Here is a 15,549-nt window from a genome sequence, read left to right on the forward strand (position 1 = left end):
AATACGAGCAACGGTGGGGTCGCAGCCAGGTCTCCGCTGTATGTAGCGTGCGGAAATGACAAGAAGTGAGCGAATCGCGGATCAGCTGGACCGGCACTGGCACAGGAACCTGCGGCCGCGGTTGCACGGTCTCGCTGATGAGGAGTACTTCTGGGAGCCGGTGCGTGGCTGCTGGAGCATCCGCCCACGTGGCACGTCGGCTGCACCGATGTCGGCGGGTTCGGGGAAATGGACGGTGGACTCCGCGTCCCCCGACGCGGCGCCGGCGCCGGCGCCGGTGACCACGATTGCCTGGCGGCTGGCGCACATCATCGTCTCCTGCCTGGGCTATCGGGTCGGATGGCACTTCGGCGGCCAGGACATCGACTCCCAGACGTTCGCCTACGCGGGGACCGCCGACGAGGCGCTGAAACAGCTCGATGAGATGTATGAGAGATGGAACGCGGGGGTCCGCGAGCTCTCGGACGCCGACCTGGAGAATCCGCCCACCGTGGGCCCCGAGCGGTTTCCCATGGAGGGCATCGTCCTGCACGTCAACAGGGAGCTGATCCATCACGGCGCCGAGATTTCCCTGCTGCGCGACCTCTACCGCTGGCAGGACTCAGCCGTGAGCGCCCGCTTCCACCGGTAGGTGGCTGCACCGCCATCGTCCAAGCGGAGCCCGTCGCTCACCCCTCGATCTGCCGCGGCCCTAGAGCCCGTACCAGCTCATCGATCAATGCCGGATCCTCCTCCAGCATCCGTTTGATGCTTTCGCTCACCTGCTCCGGGCCGAGCGCGCTCTCCATGTTCAGCTCCTCGGCCCCGACGTTGAGCAGTACCCTCGCCTGTACCTCGCTGAACAGTCGACCGTCCTCGGTGAGCAGTTGCGCCATCATCGCCGCGACAAAGCGTTCCCTCGCTTCCACCTCGCTGGCCCCGGCACTGAAGCTCTCAAGCGCCGCGACCAGTTCTGGCGACGGTTCCCCGCCCACAGTCGCCGTAACCCGGATCGGACCCGCGTCCGGCGCCGACTCGGCGGCAATGGCACCGCGAGAGGATCGTTTCCCTGACACAAAGTTCCACGTCGACCGCATGGCGGGGAGCGCCTGGTTATTCCATGTCGACTTCACTGCTGGGACCGCCTGCTGGGTCAACGCGGTCTTCGCAGCCGGCAGCGCCTGCTGCACCAACCATCTCTCGACATGCGGCGCGGCCGCCTTGGCAGCCCTCGTGGCGGCCTCCAGAGCCAGCGTCCTGACCAGGTCCTTGAACTCCGAGGACGCTCTCCCCGGCCCTGCCGACCCCGTGCTGTCACCGTCCGGGATGAACGTGGCGTGGTCAACGAGCTTCCCGGCGCTGTTGTACAGATTCTGGTGAAGTCCACCCGCTTTGGACGTTCCTGGAATCAGCCCATCGGGATACTCAAAACTGCCTCTGACGCTAGCCATTGCGCACCATGACCGGCACTGTATCGAAGTCCTCCCGGCACTGGAATCGTACGAACGCCATTGCCCTTCAACCATCTGGCAGGGGCCTTCACGGGGCCGAGATACGTGGTGGCGGACCGTGCCCCGCAGCGATGGCGCCTGTAACTGGGGTCGCTCGGTCGCGGCAGCGACCAGCACGGCAGTGAGCACTCGACGCACGGTCATGGTGGCTCGCCGGCACGGCCGGGTCAGGGTGGTGAACCGCGCGAACCCGCAGTGGAAGCCACCATGAAGGGATCCCACTCCTGATCGGACCTGCGGGCGAGACGCCCCGACCGGATCTCCGGTCGGGGGCGTTTCGCGTATACCTACAGAGGTCTGCGGACGCTGCCGGCCTGCGTCAGACCGGCCCGCCGCCGAAGCCGATCTCGTTGCCGTCCGGGTCGCGGAACGTGGCCTTGCGGACGCCGTTGTCGTAGGTCTCGCGCCCGGCCGGCTCCAGACCGCGCTCGGCGATCTGGGCGATGCGGGCGTCGAAGTCGCTGACGAAGACGGTGTGCATGGCGTGCCCGGCATGGTCGGGCCGCACCTCGATGAACAGGTACCGGTGGTCGGCGAGCTCCCACACCGCCTCGGTGTCGTTCGGCAGGAACGAAGGCGGGGCGCCGAGGAGTCGCTCGTACCAGGCCGCCGCGGCGGCGTAGTCGCGAACGGGGATGCCCGCGAACAAATCTACGGTCATGACGCCATGCTAGGGGCTCGACCCCGCAGGATCAGAGAGATGACAATCGCCCTGGTGCGGCACCCGACCTTGGTGCGCTGCTGGCCCTCCGTTCGGCCAGTATCCGCCGCTGGCCACCGAGCGGGGCGGCACCAGCCCTAACGGCCTCATAAGCTCCACGGGATCCACTGATCAATACCACGGAGGAACCCGGTAATGCCCAAGCAACTCGCCCGGCGCTGGCTTGCCGGGTTCGGCGTCGTAGGCGCGCTCATCGCCGCCTCCGCCATCCCCGCCTTCGCCGCCCCTGCCGCCGACGACCTCGATTACTACGCCAAGGATGTGGTTGTTGCCCCCGGCGGCCCTGCAAAAGGATCGAACCTCTTTGCCCGCACCCGCATTAGCACCATGGAGTGGGGCGAATACACCGTCAAGGTGGACCGGAGCAAGGTCGCTGGCTTCGCCGACGTACAGAACGGCAACGACAGTAACGCCTGTACCGAGTCCGGTGCGATCCTCACCTGCAAGGTGGTGGCAGAGGAGAACGACTACTACACGTACATGACCATGGTCAACCTGGTCGTGCGGGCGAAGAAGAGCGCCACGCCCGACCAGCAGGGCGAAATCACGTTCACCGTCACCGATGGCGACGGCGGTTCGGCCACCCACCACTCGAGCGTCAGCATCGGTGAGGGCGTGGATCTCGCCGGCATCGAGCAGGGGCTCCAGCTGACAGGCGTCCTCGGCGGCACGCTCGACGTCCCGCTCACAGTGGCGAACCGCGGCGAGAAGGCCGTCCACAGCTTGGTGCTGTTCTTCGAAGGCGGCTACGGCTTCGGCCCGTCGAAGCGGTACAAGAACTGCGAGTACAGCCCCGCCGACTCCTTCCGCCACGCCTTCGCCTGCCGGTTCCCCAACACCATCGCGCCGGGCGGCGCCGCACGGCTGGACTCCAGCTTCGGTTTCACAGTGCCGACCGACGACCCGGCCCCGAACGGTCACACCGGCGTGGCGCACTGGTACACGCCGGCAGACTGGGAGGAGTCCCAGTCCTTCAACCCAACGCGACTTGGGCAGCAGGGCACCGAGGGGGAGCTGAGGCTTGAGCCGGTTGGTCTGCAAAGCAGGTCGCGGCAGACAGACGTCAACGACCAGAACGACACTACGGTGATGAGACTCCAGGTCAGCGGTGACCAGGGGGCTGAGGTGGCGGCGCTCGGGACGCCGGCGACCGTGACCGGCAAGGTCGGCGCCACGGTGCCGTTGAAGGTCGGCTACGTCAACAACGGCCCGGCGGCTGTCAACGTTGACGGAGCCAAGGATCTCCGGGCCCGTACCGGACTCTTGCTGCCGAGTGGCGTCACGGCCGTACGCGTTCCGATGACCTGCTCGAGCTACGGCGACTGGGTGCCTGGAAAGCTCGGCGCCAAGGAGTACCGCTGCGGCGAGAACAAACGCCTGGCGCAGGGCGAGAAAATTGAGTACGAGTTCGAGCTGCGCCTCGACGAGGCCGGCACTCGGGCCGCCCAGGTGCGGCTGACCTTCGACGCGGGCGTGGATCTCAACCCCGCCAACGACAGCGCGACGATCACCATCATCGCGAGCGCTGACGGCGGGAGCGAGAGTCCCGGTGGGGATGACGGCCAGGGAGGCGGGGACACCGATGGCTCGCTGCCGATCACCGGTGCCAAGGCCGGCCTGACCGCCGGCATCGGCGGCGTACTGCTCGCCGCCGGCGCTGCGGGCTTCGTGGTGGCCCGCCGCCGCAAGACCCGCTTCGTCGCCTGATCTACTCCCTACACCAACCGTGCCCCGTCGACCTCAGGTCGGCGGGGCACGCTTTCGCTCTCATGAACTGCCGTGACTCCGCACGGTCGTCGTCCTGGCGCTCAAGAGCACTCGGCCCTGAGGTCGTGCAGCCTGCCGCAGCAGTCAGTGACCTCGGTCCGGGCGGAGGAAGCACGACAACAGTTGCCTGAACTCCTGCGGGTGCTCGATCGACGGCACGTGCCCGCATCGGCCGAACACGTGCAGACGGACGTCGGCCAGGTGTTCGAGCAAGGGCTGGGCTGCTGCCTCGAGCGGGGTCACCCGGTCCTCGGCGCCGTGTACGAGCAGCACGGGCGCGCGCACCGCTGCCAGGGTTTGCGCCGAGAGGGTGAGCTCGTCGACCCATCGTGCCCTGGGTGGCGGGAACAACGACGCGAACGCGGCCTCCCCCGCTCGCATCGCAGTTGCACGGGCCTCGACGGCCGAATCGGTCACGAGCGCTTGGTCGAGGACGAGGCGACTCAGCATGTCCCGTGCCCCGATCGGGCCGGCGGGGGCGGCCCAGACCGCGTCGAGGTCGGCGGACAGCGGCGCCCCGGGGGCGCCCATCGTCGAGACCGCTACGACACGGGTGACCTGCTGGGGGCGCGCGGCCGCCAACGCCAGCGCCACGGCACCGCCCATGGAGTGACCCACCACGGCGTAGTGCTCGACACCGAGAGCATCCATCAGGCCCGCGGCCTGCTCCGTCCACAGTCGGAGCCCACCGCTGGAGCCCGCCGGGACAGGTGTACGGCCGAACCCCGCCTGGTCAGGAGCCACCAGGTGCCAGGACGCCCCCAGCGCCTGCGCCGTCGTTGCCCAGGCGCCGGACCCGGTCGTGCCGGGTCCGGAGCCGTGCAGCATCAGCACCGCGGGCCCGGTGCCGCTCTCCAGGACGTGGACGGGGGAACCGTCGACTGTGACGGTCCGAAGTGCGGTCACCAGGGCAGGCCAGATGTGCTCATGCCGATGCGGGGTCGACGGACTTTGAGAAGAGTTCCATCATCGCCCTGCCGAATTGCGGCATATCGGGCCACCCCCGGCAGGAGACGAGGTTGCCGTCCACGACGTCGGGAGCGTCGATGACCGTCGCGCCCGCGTTCTCCATGTCACCGGTGATCGGGGGGAAGCAGGCCGTCTTTCGACCCTTCAACAACCCGTACACCGCTGGTACCTGCGCGCCGTGGCACACCAGCGCGATGGGAAGGTTGCGCGCGAAGAAGTGCTCGGTGATGCGCCTGACGTCGGCGTCGACCCGGATCCACTCGGGGGCACGTCCCCCGGGGATGATGAGGGCGTCATAGCGCTCGACGTCGACCTCGGCCCAGGGCACGTCGACCGGCAGCTTGCGGCCGTTCTTCTCCACGTAGGCGTCGGAGTTGGGGTCGAACTCGTGGATGACCAGTTGCACGTCACGCATCGTCCGTGACGAGACGTCGACGTCCCAGCCGCCCTCCTGCACACGGTAGTAGGGATACATGGTGTCGAGCTCCTCGGCGGCGTCGCCGGTCAGGAGCAGCGCTCTGGGCACCTGCTTCTCCTCGCATCTGGGGGCGGGTGAGGTGGATCCAATCCGATCCGATCAGGATTGAGTCAGCATTCCTGGGCCCAGCGCGCCCGTCAAGCCTCTACCGCCATTCCGTTCGCGTCCTCGATCTCGTCGAACAATCGTCGGAAACGCTCGCCGGACCGCAGGATGTGTCGACGCATCGCGTAGGCGGCGGCGTCGGGGTCACGCGCGGCGATCGCGGCCACGATGTCCTCGTGCTCGGCCATGGCCAGGTGCGTGACCTGGGTGTCGTGGTGAAGCCGGAAGAGGTGCACGTGGCTGTGCAGGCGAGCGAGCGCTTCACGGATGACCTGGTTCTCCGCGCTCAGGGCAACGAGATCGTGAAAAGCGGCGTCACGCAGTCCGAAGGCGCCATAGGCCATCGGCCCGTTGCCCCCCTCCAGCTCTGCCATCTCCTCCAGCATCCGTCGCAGACCGGCCACCTGCTCCAGGGACGCGCGTTCCGCGGATCTGCGCGCCGCCGCCGGCTCGAGGAGCAGGCGGACCTCGAGCATGTCCTCGAACCGGTGACGCGTGATCTGGGGAGGAATGCGGTAGCCGGCATGGGGCACACGAACGACCAGGCCCTCGGCCTCCATGCGGTTCAGAGCGTCTCGGATCGGCGTCTGAGAGACCCCCAGCTCCCGCGCCAGGACGTCGATCGTGACGCGGGAGCCAGGCTCGATCCGTAGCGACATCAGCTGTCCGAGCAGCGTGTCGTACACCTCGTCGGCAAGCCGGCCACCAGATCTTCCCGGCGGCATTCCGCCCGTCGCCGCCCTGCGGCCCCGCGCGATCATCGCTTCGTCGTCCATCGTGACGTGAGGTCCTTCCTTGCGTCTTCGGGAACCTATTGACATCAGTAACAACGCTGCGACATGCTGACGCCCCCGCTCGATCGTATAGGAAAAGCAGCGGACGCCCGCCATCCTGCACCACCGCGGAGCCGCCCGCCCTCGCTCTACTTCGATCACCTGGAGCGTGCTCGAGCCGGTCCGCGGGTCGGCCCCCGCGACAGCCCGGCAACACGCCTGAACGACCAGCAACTGCTCGGCGAAGCACATAGCGAGGTTCTAGAAGTCCCCACCCAGAAAGCAGGCCTAAAATGCGCAGTCCGAAGCGAATAGGAAAAATGTCCGTTCCCGGCCGAAAGGTGCGACTGGCGACGGCGGCCATGCTGCTGGTGGCCACGACCGTGACGGCTTGCGGCGATGGCAAGGACGACGGCGGGAAGGCGAGCGCCCCCAAGGCGCCGGCGACCATCCCGGAGCTCACCAAGGATCCGCTGACCCTCAGCTTCATCTGGTTCGACTGGCCCCCCGCCAAGGCACTGGAAGCCTTCGCGAACGCGGAGTACAAGAAGGAACGGCCGAACGCCACCATCAAGGTCAACACCGTTCCCAACGCGAACTGGCACGACGCGATGTTCACCCAGTTCGCGGCGCGCAAGACCGACTTCGACATCGCGATCCTGGACTCGCAACACATTGGCGAGGCCGTGACGAACGGCAACATCCTCGACCTCACCGACTTCGTCAAGAACAACATCGACGTCGCGGCCTACAACCCGTACCTCCTGGCGGCGTACGGTCAGTTCCCCCAGGCGGAGACCGGCAAGCGCGACGAGAACGCCAGCCTGTACGGCCTGCCGCTGCTCGGCGACACCTGGACGATGATCTACCGAAAGGACCTGATCGGCGACAAGCCGCCGCAGACCTGGGACCAGATGATCTCAGCCGCCGAGAAGTGCCAGGCGGACAACCCTGGCGTCAGCGGGCTGGCTTTCCACCAGGCCAACGGGTCCGACGCCGCGGCCGTCACCTACAACACGGTCAACGGCGTCTACGGCGGCAACCTCTGGGATTCCAAGGCACGCAAGATCGATGGCGTCATCAACGACGCTGCGGGCCAGGAGGCGATGGACGTCCTGGTCAACAAGATGAAGCCGCTGACCGCCAAGGGCTCCGGCAACTGGTTCATCGACGAGGTGAACGCGGCGGTCGCCCAGGGCAAGGCCTGCATCGCGTTCAACTGGATCGCCGCGAGCGGCGGCCTGCTCGATCCGAAGCAGTCGACGCTCGGCACCAGCCGGGAGCAGATTCTCGACAAGCTGGGGTTTGCCACCCTGCCGAGCCAGAAGACGAACCTGGTCCCTCTCGGCGGTATGGGGATGCACGTGTCGGCCTACTCCGCCACGGCAAACCAGACCGAGGCCCTGAACTTCATGAAGTGGTTCGAGCAGGCTGACATCCAGAAGAAGTGGGCCGCGGCCGGTGGCGTGCCATCGCGTACGGACGCCCTGGAGTCGCCCGAGTTCCTCAATGCCGGGCCGTTCAACCAGGTGTACACCGACTCGGTTCCGCGGATGCGGGACATGTGGAACGTGCCCGAGTACGCGCGTCTCGTCGACATTGAAAACACCAACGTGAACGCGGCTCTCAACGGCGCGAAGAAGCCGAAGGATGCGCTCGACGACATCGCCAAGGAGCAGCAGAGCGTGCTCGACTCGAGCAGCCGCAAGGGCGGCGGCGGGCTGTGAGTGACCCCGTCCCTCTGACGACCGATCACCCCGGGCAGGTGGCGTCTGTGACGCCACCTGCACCGGGTCGGTCCCGCCGGATGAGCGACCGCTGGCTCGCGGTCACCTTCATCTCCCCCGCGATGCTGCTGTTGCTCGCCATGTCGGTGTTCCCGTTGCTGTGGGCGTTGTACCTGTCTTTCACCGACTACTCGGCCACCCGCGGGGGGCCTGCCAATTTCATCGGGTTCGGGAACTACACCGCCATCCTGACGTCGGCGCAGGTCCACACGAGGGCCTTGACGACGTTGATCTACGTGGTCGGCGCGGTCGGCCTGCAGACCGTGCTCGGATTCGGCATCGCCTACCTGATCTCACGGCGCACGCATGGGCGAGGAGTGCTGACCACTCTGTTCCTGGTTCCGATGATGCTGTCGCCGGTCGTGGTCGGGCTGTTCTGGCGGTTCATGCTCGACGCGCAGTTCGGCGTGGTCAACAGCATGCTCGGCTCGCTCGGCCTGGGGCAGGTGGAGTGGCTCACCCGGCAGCGAACGGCACTGCTCTCCCTGATCGTGGTCGACACCTGGCAATGGACGCCGTTCATCATGCTCATCGCGCTTGCGGGCCTTACCGCGGTTCCCAAGTACCTCTACGAGGCCGCCTCGATCGACAGGGCGTCCGAGTGGTTCCGGTTCCGCACCATCACCCTCCCGCTGGTATGGCCACTGCTCCTCATTGCCGTGATGTTCAGGGCCATCGAGGCGTTCCGGCTGTTCGACCTCGTCTACATCCTCACCAACGGAGGTCCGGGTGTCTCCACCGAGACGTTGTCGTTCCACATCTACAAGGTCGCGTTCCTGGGCTTCAACACCGGAACCGCTTCGGCGTACGGGATCCTCATGGTCCTCGTCGTCATCGTCCTCACGCAGTTCTACCTGCGCTACCTGAACAAGCTCAAGGAGGGCTGATGGCCGTCTCCGTCGACGAGGCCGTGTCCACAGGTCCTGCCCGGGATCACACGCCCCCCGCGCGCCGCCTTGGCGGCCGAGGCCGCTCCGTGCTGGAGGTCGCGCTGCTGACCGTGCTGGCCGTCGTGATGCTCTTTCCGGTGCTGTGGATGATCGAGACGTCCATCAAGGAGAACCGGGACGTCTACGCCATCCCGGCAAAGCTCTTCGACTTCAAGGTCACTCTGGAGCATTACAAGGACGTGTTCGTCGCCCCCGATGGCGGTCGCTCGGCCTTGTCGGTCTCGTTCCTCAACTCCGTCGTGGTCGCCGGAGCCTCCACGGTGCTGGCCACCGTGCTGGGGGTGCCGGCAGCCTGGGCCTACTCACGCTTCGCCGTTAAGGCAAAGAAGGACCAACTGTTCTTCATCCTGTCCACGCGCTTCATGCCGCCCGTGGTGGTCGTGATCCCGATCTTCCTCATGTACCGCCAGGTCGGACTCATCGACAACAAGCTCGGCCTGATCCTCATCTACAGCGCGTTCAACGTCCCGTTCACGATCTGGATGATGAAGGGGTTCGTCGACGAGGTGCCCGCGGAGTACGAGGATGCCGCCATGCTCGACGGCTACACCCGTTTGCAGGCGTTCCGGCGATTCACCCTTCCCCTGCTCGTGCCCGGCATCGCCGCGACGGCGGTCTTCGCACTCATCTTCTCGTGGAACGAGTTCGTGTTCGCCACCTTCCTCACCTCCAGCGACAGCGTCCGGACGGCCCCACCCGCCATCGCCGGCCTCATCGGCGGCACCACTACGGACTGGGGTCTCGTGGCCGCCGCCTCCGTGGTGTTCGCCCTACCGGTGCTCGTCTTCGCGTACCTGGTGCGCAAGCACCTCATCGCCGGTGTGACGCTCGGGGCGGTGCGACGCTGATGGCGGGCATCGAGGTGACCGCCCTGCACAAGCGCTACCCGGACGGGACGGTCGCAGTTGAACACGTGGACCTTTCCATCGGCCACGGAGAGCTGTTCGTGATGCTCGGCCCCTCGGGTTGCGGCAAGACGACAACGCTGCGGGCCATAGCCGGCCTGGAGAGGCAGACGACGGGCGACATCCGCATCGGCGACGCGCTGGTCAACGACCTGCCGCCCGCCGAGCGCGACATCGCCATGGTGTTCCAGTTCTACGCCCTCTACCCGCATCTGAAGACCCGCGACAACCTGGCGTTCCCGCTGCGGGCCGAGGGACTGCCCAAGCCGGAGGTGCACGAGCGGGTCAACGAGGCGGCCCGGCTGATGCGGCTTGGTCCGCTCCTGGACCGGCGACCGCGCCAGCTGTCCGGCGGGGAGCAGCAGCGTGTCGCGCTGGCTCGCGCCCTGGTGCGACGGCCGCGCGCATTCCTCATGGACGAACCCCTCACCAATCTGGACGCGGAGCTGAGGGCGGACATGCGCACCGAGATCAAGCACCTGCAGGGGGAGCTGGGGGCGACGATGGTCTACGTCACCCACGACCAGGTCGAGGCGATGTCGCTCGGTCACCGAATCGCCATCCTCAACAAGGGCCGCGTCGAGCAGATCGGCACGCCGCTGGAGGTCTACGACCGCCCGGCGAGTCTCTTCTGCGCCGCGTTCATCGGATCCCCGCCGATGAATCTCATCGAGGTGGAGGTGGTCGACGGGGAGCTACGCGGTCAGGGCGGACTGGTCCTCACCCCACCGCCAGGCCTGCCGCGCGACCGTCGCCTGGTCGCAGGCGTCCGGCCGGAGGCGCTGGAAGTCACCGAACCAGGGGCGGAACGTTCGGTCCCGGCCCGCGTGGTCTCGGCGGAGTGGCTGGGCGACGAAATCATCTACGTGGTCGACCACGGCGGCCAGCGCGACGTACGGGTTCGGATGCCGCCGACTGTCCGTTTCGCCGCTGACGCACCGGTCGGTCTGCGGCACACCGGCGCGACCCCGGCGGTCTACGACGTGAGCACGGAAGAGCTGGTGGCCTGATGGGAACCGTGGCAGTGCAGGGGCTGCGCAAGTCCTTCGGAAAAGTCCAGGCCCTGGACGGGGTGACGCTGGATGTGCCGGACGGCTCGTTCTTCGTCGTACTCGGGCCCTCCGGGGCAGGCAAGACGACGACCCTGCGAGCGATAGCCGGCCTGGACAAGCTTGACGCCGGGTCGGTGCATCTGGACGGCAGGGACGCGACCGGTGACACCCCGGCGGCCCGCGACCTGGCCATGGTCTTCCAGAGCTACGCCCTCTACCCGCGACACACGGTGTACGAGAACATCGCTTCGCCGCTGCGGGCACGCCGCTGTTCTTCGAGTGAGATCGCCGCCGCCGTCGAGCAGATGTCGAGCCTGCTGCACATCGAACGTCTGCTGCAGCGTCGTCCGGCGCAGTTGTCGGGCGGTGAGATGCAGCGTGTCGCCCTGGCCCGGGCGCTGGTCCGTCGCCCGCGCGCGTTTCTCATGGACGAGCCGCTGACGAATCTCGACCTCAAGCTCCGCGTCGAGATGCGCACCGAGCTCACCCGCATCCACCGGAGCCTCGGAGCGACCTTCGTCTACGTGACAAACGACCAGGTCGAGGCCCTGTCCATGGCCGACCAGGTCGCCGTTCTCAAGGAGGGGAAGGTGCAACAGGTCGGAACGCCGACCGAGGTGTACGAGCGTCCAGCCAACCAGTGGGTCGCAGGATTCGTCGGGAGCCCGCCGATCAGCCTGCTCGCCTGCCGTGCCGAGGGAGATCGTCTGGTCGGTGCGGACGGCTGGACGCTGCCGCGGCCCCGCTGGACCACGGCTGAGGACGGTCGTGAGCTGCTGCTGGGCCTGCGGGCGGAGGACCTGTCCGTCGAGCAGAGCGGGAACGCGTCGTTGTCGGGTGAGCTCTACGGGCTTGAGCCGCTCGGTGACCGAACGGTGGTCGACGTCCGGGTGGGGACGGAGATCCTCAAGGTCAAGGCACGACCCACCGTCAGCGGTACGCCGGGAGAGCGGCTGCTCGTCACGGTCGACCTGGATCGAGCGCACCTGTTCGATGCGGACACCGGGCTGTCGCTGTCCGAGGCTGGGCGGTAACCGCACCGGGCGGCGACGGCAACATGCGCCCGCACCTGGCAATCGAGCCTCGGCAAACCGTCACCGGTGCGCACTGCCTGACGACGCTGAGACGGCCGTCGCGCCCGCGAAGGCGATCGTTGGCGTCGCCCTGCAGACCGGGCCACTGCCACATTCGACCCGCTCGGCAGCCTCGCCCCCGACGAGGGCGTGTGACCCGTCCGTCTACGCGCACAGCCCGATCGCTGAGGCACGCCGGACATCACCAGGAAGATCACAGGAGGCAACGCGATGAGTGACCCGATGAACGTGCTGGCCCCCGAGCATCGGCGGCTGCGGATCGGCGACGCCTGGCGCGACGCCGCAAGCGGAGCCACCTTTGCCGTCGAGGACCCGGCCACCGGCAAGACCATCGCCGAGGTAGCGGACGCCGGCGTCGTCGACGGGCTCGCCGCTCTGGACGCGGCGAGCACGGCAATGGCGGAGTGGGCGGCGACCCCGCCGCGCAAACGGTCAGAGTTGTTGACCGCGACGTACCGGGCACTGACCGAACGATCCGAGGAGGTCGCCCGGCTGATCACGCTCGAGATGGGCAAGCCGCTCGCCGAGGCTCGGGGAGAGGTGGCCTACGGCGCCGAGTTCTTCCGTTGGTTTGCCGAGGAGGCGGTGCGCGTCGAGGGGCGCTACAGCATTGCCCCCGCGGGTGGATATCGCATCCTCACCGTGCCGAAGCCGGTCGGACCGTGCGTCTTCGTGACGCCCTGGAACTTTCCGTTGGCCATGGGCGCGCGCAAAATCGCTCCTGCGCTGGCCGCGGGCTGCACGACGATCACCAAGCCAGCAGGCCAGACGCCACTCACCATGCTGTTCCTGGCCCGCATCATGGAGGAGGTCGGCGTTCCCCCGGGCGTCGTCAACGTGGTGACCACCAAGCGTTCCGGCGAGGTGGTCTCCGCACTGCTGGCAGACAGTCGGACCCGCAAGCTTTCGTTCACCGGGTCGACCGAGGTCGGGCGCGTACTGCTACGACAGGCCGCGGACAACGTGCTCCGCACCTCCATGGAACTGGGCGGCAACGCGGCCCTGATCGTGTGCGCCGACGCCGACCTGGACGTCGCAGTCGACGGCGCCATGGTGGCCAAGATGCGCAACATCGGGGAGTCCTGCATCGCGGCCAACCGGATCTACGTCGAGGAGCCGGTGCGCGAGGAGTTCGCGACGCGCTTCGCCGAGCGGATGGGCGCGCTTTCGATGGGCCATGGTCTCGACGACGGCGTGAACGTCGGGGCGTTGATCGACGAGGCCTCGGTCACCAAGATCGACGAGCTCGTCGCCGACGCGATCGATCGCGGCGCCCAAGTCTTGGTGGGCGGCGAGCGTCCGGATGGGCCGGGCCACTTCTACCCGCCTACCGTCCTCGTCGACGTGCCCGACGACGCGCGGATGCTGAAGGCGGAGATCTTCGGCCCGGTGGCGCCGATCATCTCGTTCACGTCCGACGACGAGGTGATGGCGAAGGCCAACGACACCGAGCACGGCCTGGCCGGATACGTCTTCACCCGCGACCTCCAGCGGGCGCTCCGGTTCACCGAAGGGCTGGACACGGGGATGCTCGGCATCAACCGTGGTCTGATATCGGATCCGTCAGCTCCGTTCGGAGGCGTGAAGCAGTCCGGGATCGGCAAGGAGGGGTCGCACGAGGGCATCCTCGAGTACCTCGACCTCACCTACGTGGCGATCGACCTACCATGACCGGCCCGCTGCTCCGGGCGCCCGGCGCGCGCGCCTGCGCCACCCGGGCGGCCAACCTTGCCGACGTCGTCCCGGCCTCGCAGGTGACCTGGACGTCCGCCCCGCACATCGCCGCCGACGTTCCGGAGAGGCACTGACATGCTTGAGACCGTCCGCGGACCACGCCAGCTGATAGTGGGCGAAGGGGTCGCGCAGAACATCCCACGAGTGGTGGCCGAGAGTGGCTCGCGAGTCCTCATCGTGACCGACCGGGTTCTTCTGGGGCAGCCGGGCGTAGCCGAGATCGTGGCCGCCGTGCGGGCGAAGGTCACTGTCGTCGAAGTGTTCTCCGACGCGACTCCAGACGTGCCACTCTCCGATGTCGACCTGGCCGTCTCGGCCGCCGCCGAGGTGGACGCCGACGTGATCCTCGCCATCGGGGGTGGCACGGTGATCGACCTCGCCAAAATCGTCGGCGTCATCCGGCGCCACGGTGGGACGCCGCGCGACTTCTACGGCGAGTCGAAGGTGCCGGGACCGACGATTCCTCTCGTCGCGGTCCCGACGACATCAGGCACCGGCTCCGAGCTCACACCCGTCTCGGTGTTGACCGACCCGGACCGCGAACTGAAGGTGGGGGTTTCCAGCGTCCACATCGTGCCCGACTTCGCCATCGTCGACCCCGAACTCACCTACACCTGCCCTGCGACCGTCACCGCCCACTCCGGCATCGACGCGTTCTGTCACGCCGTGGAGAGCTACACCGCGCGACCCCGGGCCCACGGACCGCGCGACCCGGTGGAGCAGGTGTTCCTCGGCCGCAACCCGATCACCGACCACTACGCGCTCCGGGCCGCGGAGCGGATCGCCCGTAGCTTGCGTCGTGCTGTCACTGACGGAGGCGACACGGACGCGCGCGCGGACATGTCCTACGGGTCCATGCTCGCCGGGCTCGCCTTTTCCCACGCGGGCAACGCCGCCCCGCACGCTCTCCAGTACCCCATCGGCGCAGCCACGCACACGCCGCACGGCGTGGGCGTCGGGCTGCTACTGCCCTACGCGCTGGACGCGGCCAAGGATGCCATCGGCGACCGGTTGGCCATCCTCGCCAGGGTGTGCGGGCTCGACGTGACCGACGCCTCCGATGCCGAGGCCGCAGATACGTTCCTCACCTGGCTCGACGGGCTCCTCGCCGACATCGGCATCCCTCGCACCTTGGCGGACATCGGCGTGGCACGCGCCGACCTCCCGCGCTTCGCGGAAATGGCCAGTGGGGTCACCCGCCTGATTCAGAACCATCCAGGCCCGACCGACACCGCCAGCCTGACCGCGATCCTCGAAGCGGCCTGGGCCGGGGACCGGACCCGACACGCCCTGACTCCGAGCAAAGACAGTGACCGGCCTTTCACATGACGACGAATTCCCTGCCCCACCGTGGGTGTCGAAATGCGAGGGCTACGCCATCACGGCCGACGTCGTAGCCCTCCTCGGGTCACTCCCCCGACCCGGATGATCGTTCGTCGGATCATGCCGTGCTCTGTCGGCTCAAGTCGGCAGCAAATACATGACACACCCTGCGAGCGGCTCAGTTCGATGCTCCCACTCCGAAAGGTGTGCTGTCGGGAACCGCGAGCGGACGCTCTCGAAGCCTTCCTCACTCTCACCTGCGTCATCAAGTGCTGGCGCCAACTCCAACACTGGCATGAGCGGCTCCGCCGCCGTGCGGCGCGCTCCCAGCCCAAGCGCCCAGGTCGCCGTTTCCTAGTCAGGGTGCCGGCTGCCGGAACAGCTCCCCGCCGACGACGGTC

General features: G+C 67.6%; 15 protein-coding genes. 10 read left to right on the plus strand and 5 right to left on the minus strand.

All coding sequences use genetic code 11. The features are described 5' to 3' along the window. The first annotated feature begins 55 nt into the window (after positions 1 to 55). Entirely contained in the window at positions 56 to 631 is a 576-nt protein-coding gene (locus tag FB453_RS15715) for a DinB family protein (protein WP_145790951.1), read from the plus strand. A 37-nt stretch (positions 632 to 668) separates the two neighbouring features. Here the strand turns inward: FB453_RS15715 and FB453_RS15720 are convergent, their stop codons facing one another. Then, entirely contained in the window at positions 669 to 1,430 is a 762-nt protein-coding gene (locus FB453_RS15720; protein ID WP_145790952.1) for a hypothetical protein, read from the minus strand. A gap of 379 nt (positions 1,431 to 1,809) precedes the next feature. Continuing rightward, on the minus strand, positions 1,810 to 2,151 hold the full coding sequence (locus FB453_RS15725; RefSeq protein ID WP_112697901.1) for a VOC family protein: 342 nt from the start codon (positions 2,149 to 2,151) through the stop codon (positions 1,810 to 1,812). A 195-nt stretch (positions 2,152 to 2,346) separates the two neighbouring features. Between FB453_RS15725 and FB453_RS15730 the strand changes: the two genes are divergently transcribed. Then, positions 2,347 to 3,918, plus strand: coding sequence for an LPXTG cell wall anchor domain-containing protein (locus tag FB453_RS15730; RefSeq protein WP_145790954.1), 1,572 nt, complete (start codon positions 2,347 to 2,349; stop codon positions 3,916 to 3,918). Positions 3,919 to 4,062: 144 nt separating this feature from the next. Here FB453_RS15730 and FB453_RS15735 read toward each other — a convergent pair whose 3' ends face one another. From FB453_RS15735 to FB453_RS15745, 3 genes are all read right to left on the minus strand, one after another. Beyond that, positions 4,063 to 4,884, minus strand: coding sequence for an alpha/beta fold hydrolase (locus FB453_RS15735; RefSeq protein ID WP_145790956.1), 822 nt, complete (start codon positions 4,882 to 4,884; stop codon positions 4,063 to 4,065). A gap of 19 nt (positions 4,885 to 4,903) precedes the next feature. Next, on the minus strand, positions 4,904 to 5,473 hold the full coding sequence (locus FB453_RS15740) for a DJ-1/PfpI family protein (RefSeq protein WP_091407098.1): 570 nt from the start codon (positions 5,471 to 5,473) through the stop codon (positions 4,904 to 4,906). An 89-nt stretch (positions 5,474 to 5,562) separates the two neighbouring features. Continuing rightward, positions 5,563 to 6,306, minus strand: coding sequence for a GntR family transcriptional regulator (locus tag FB453_RS15745; protein ID WP_145790958.1), 744 nt, complete (start codon positions 6,304 to 6,306; stop codon positions 5,563 to 5,565). A 290-nt stretch (positions 6,307 to 6,596) separates the two neighbouring features. Here FB453_RS15745 and FB453_RS15750 point away from each other — a divergent pair, with 290 nt between their 5' ends. The 8 genes from FB453_RS15750 to FB453_RS15780 all read left to right on the plus strand — a co-directional run bounded on the left by FB453_RS15750 (position 6,597) and on the right by FB453_RS15780 (position 15,154). Further along, a complete protein-coding gene (locus tag FB453_RS15750; protein WP_145790960.1) occupies positions 6,597 to 8,030 on the plus strand; it encodes an extracellular solute-binding protein in 1,434 nt (477 codons plus the stop codon). A gap of 80 nt (positions 8,031 to 8,110) precedes the next feature. Next, positions 8,111 to 8,977: a carbohydrate ABC transporter permease gene (locus tag FB453_RS15755; RefSeq protein WP_225854939.1), complete on the plus strand. Its 867-nt coding sequence runs from the start codon at positions 8,111 to 8,113 to the stop codon at positions 8,975 to 8,977. Then, positions 8,977 to 9,888, plus strand: a complete 912-nt coding sequence (locus FB453_RS15760; RefSeq protein WP_145790964.1) for a carbohydrate ABC transporter permease — start codon at positions 8,977 to 8,979, stop codon at positions 9,886 to 9,888. The genes FB453_RS15755 and FB453_RS15760 overlap by 1 nt, the downstream gene beginning before the upstream one ends. Then, a complete protein-coding gene (locus FB453_RS15765; RefSeq protein WP_112726170.1) occupies positions 9,888 to 10,955 on the plus strand; it encodes an ABC transporter ATP-binding protein in 1,068 nt (355 codons plus the stop codon). Before FB453_RS15760 ends, FB453_RS15765 begins: the two co-directional genes overlap by 1 nt. Then, on the plus strand, positions 10,955 to 12,031 hold the full coding sequence (locus tag FB453_RS15770) for an ABC transporter ATP-binding protein (protein WP_145790966.1): 1,077 nt from the start codon (positions 10,955 to 10,957) through the stop codon (positions 12,029 to 12,031). The genes FB453_RS15765 and FB453_RS15770 overlap by 1 nt, the downstream gene beginning before the upstream one ends. 270 nt (positions 12,032 to 12,301) lie before the next feature. Then, the gene (locus FB453_RS15775; RefSeq protein WP_145790968.1) at positions 12,302 to 13,762 is read left to right on the plus strand and encodes an NAD-dependent succinate-semialdehyde dehydrogenase; all 1,461 of its coding nucleotides are present in this window, start codon (positions 12,302 to 12,304) and stop codon (positions 13,760 to 13,762) included. Further along, positions 13,759 to 13,899, plus strand: coding sequence for a hypothetical protein (locus tag FB453_RS34230; protein WP_186718304.1), 141 nt, complete (start codon positions 13,759 to 13,761; stop codon positions 13,897 to 13,899). The genes FB453_RS15775 and FB453_RS34230 overlap by 4 nt, the downstream gene beginning before the upstream one ends. A 1-nt stretch (position 13,900) precedes the next feature. Beyond that, positions 13,901 to 15,154, plus strand: a complete 1,254-nt coding sequence (locus tag FB453_RS15780; protein WP_145790970.1) for an iron-containing alcohol dehydrogenase — start codon at positions 13,901 to 13,903, stop codon at positions 15,152 to 15,154. The last annotated feature ends 395 nt before the right edge of the window (positions 15,155 to 15,549 follow it).

The sequence above is a fragment of the Micromonospora sp. CNZ322 genome (assembly GCF_007827755.1).

Excerpts from the sequence above, each read along its gene's own strand:
- FB453_RS15765 (WP_112726170.1), top strand. The coding sequence starts at position 9,888 with ATGGCGGGCATCGAGGTGACCGCCCTGCACAAGCGCTACCCGGACGGG.
- FB453_RS15715 (WP_145790951.1), top strand. The coding sequence starts at position 56 with ATGACAAGAAGTGAGCGAATCGCGGATCAGCTGGACCGGCACTGGCAC.
- FB453_RS15760 (WP_145790964.1), top strand. The coding sequence starts at position 8,977 with ATGGCCGTCTCCGTCGACGAGGCCGTGTCCACAGGTCCTGCCCGGGAT.
- FB453_RS15720 (WP_145790952.1), bottom strand. The coding sequence starts at position 1,430 with ATGGCTAGCGTCAGAGGCAGTTTTGAGTATCCCGATGGGCTGATTCCA.
- FB453_RS15730 (WP_145790954.1), top strand. The coding sequence starts at position 2,347 with ATGCCCAAGCAACTCGCCCGGCGCTGGCTTGCCGGGTTCGGCGTCGTA.
- FB453_RS15745 (WP_145790958.1), bottom strand. The coding sequence starts at position 6,306 with ATGGACGACGAAGCGATGATCGCGCGGGGCCGCAGGGCGGCGACGGGC.
- FB453_RS15725 (WP_112697901.1), bottom strand. The coding sequence starts at position 2,151 with ATGACCGTAGATTTGTTCGCGGGCATCCCCGTTCGCGACTACGCCGCC.
- FB453_RS34230 (WP_186718304.1), top strand. The coding sequence starts at position 13,759 with ATGACCGGCCCGCTGCTCCGGGCGCCCGGCGCGCGCGCCTGCGCCACC.
- FB453_RS15775 (WP_145790968.1), top strand. The coding sequence starts at position 12,302 with ATGAGTGACCCGATGAACGTGCTGGCCCCCGAGCATCGGCGGCTGCGG.
- FB453_RS15750 (WP_145790960.1), top strand. The coding sequence starts at position 6,597 with ATGCGCAGTCCGAAGCGAATAGGAAAAATGTCCGTTCCCGGCCGAAAG.
- FB453_RS15770 (WP_145790966.1), top strand. The coding sequence starts at position 10,955 with ATGGGAACCGTGGCAGTGCAGGGGCTGCGCAAGTCCTTCGGAAAAGTC.
- FB453_RS15780 (WP_145790970.1), top strand. The coding sequence starts at position 13,901 with ATGCTTGAGACCGTCCGCGGACCACGCCAGCTGATAGTGGGCGAAGGG.
- FB453_RS15755 (WP_225854939.1), top strand. The coding sequence starts at position 8,111 with ATGAGCGACCGCTGGCTCGCGGTCACCTTCATCTCCCCCGCGATGCTG.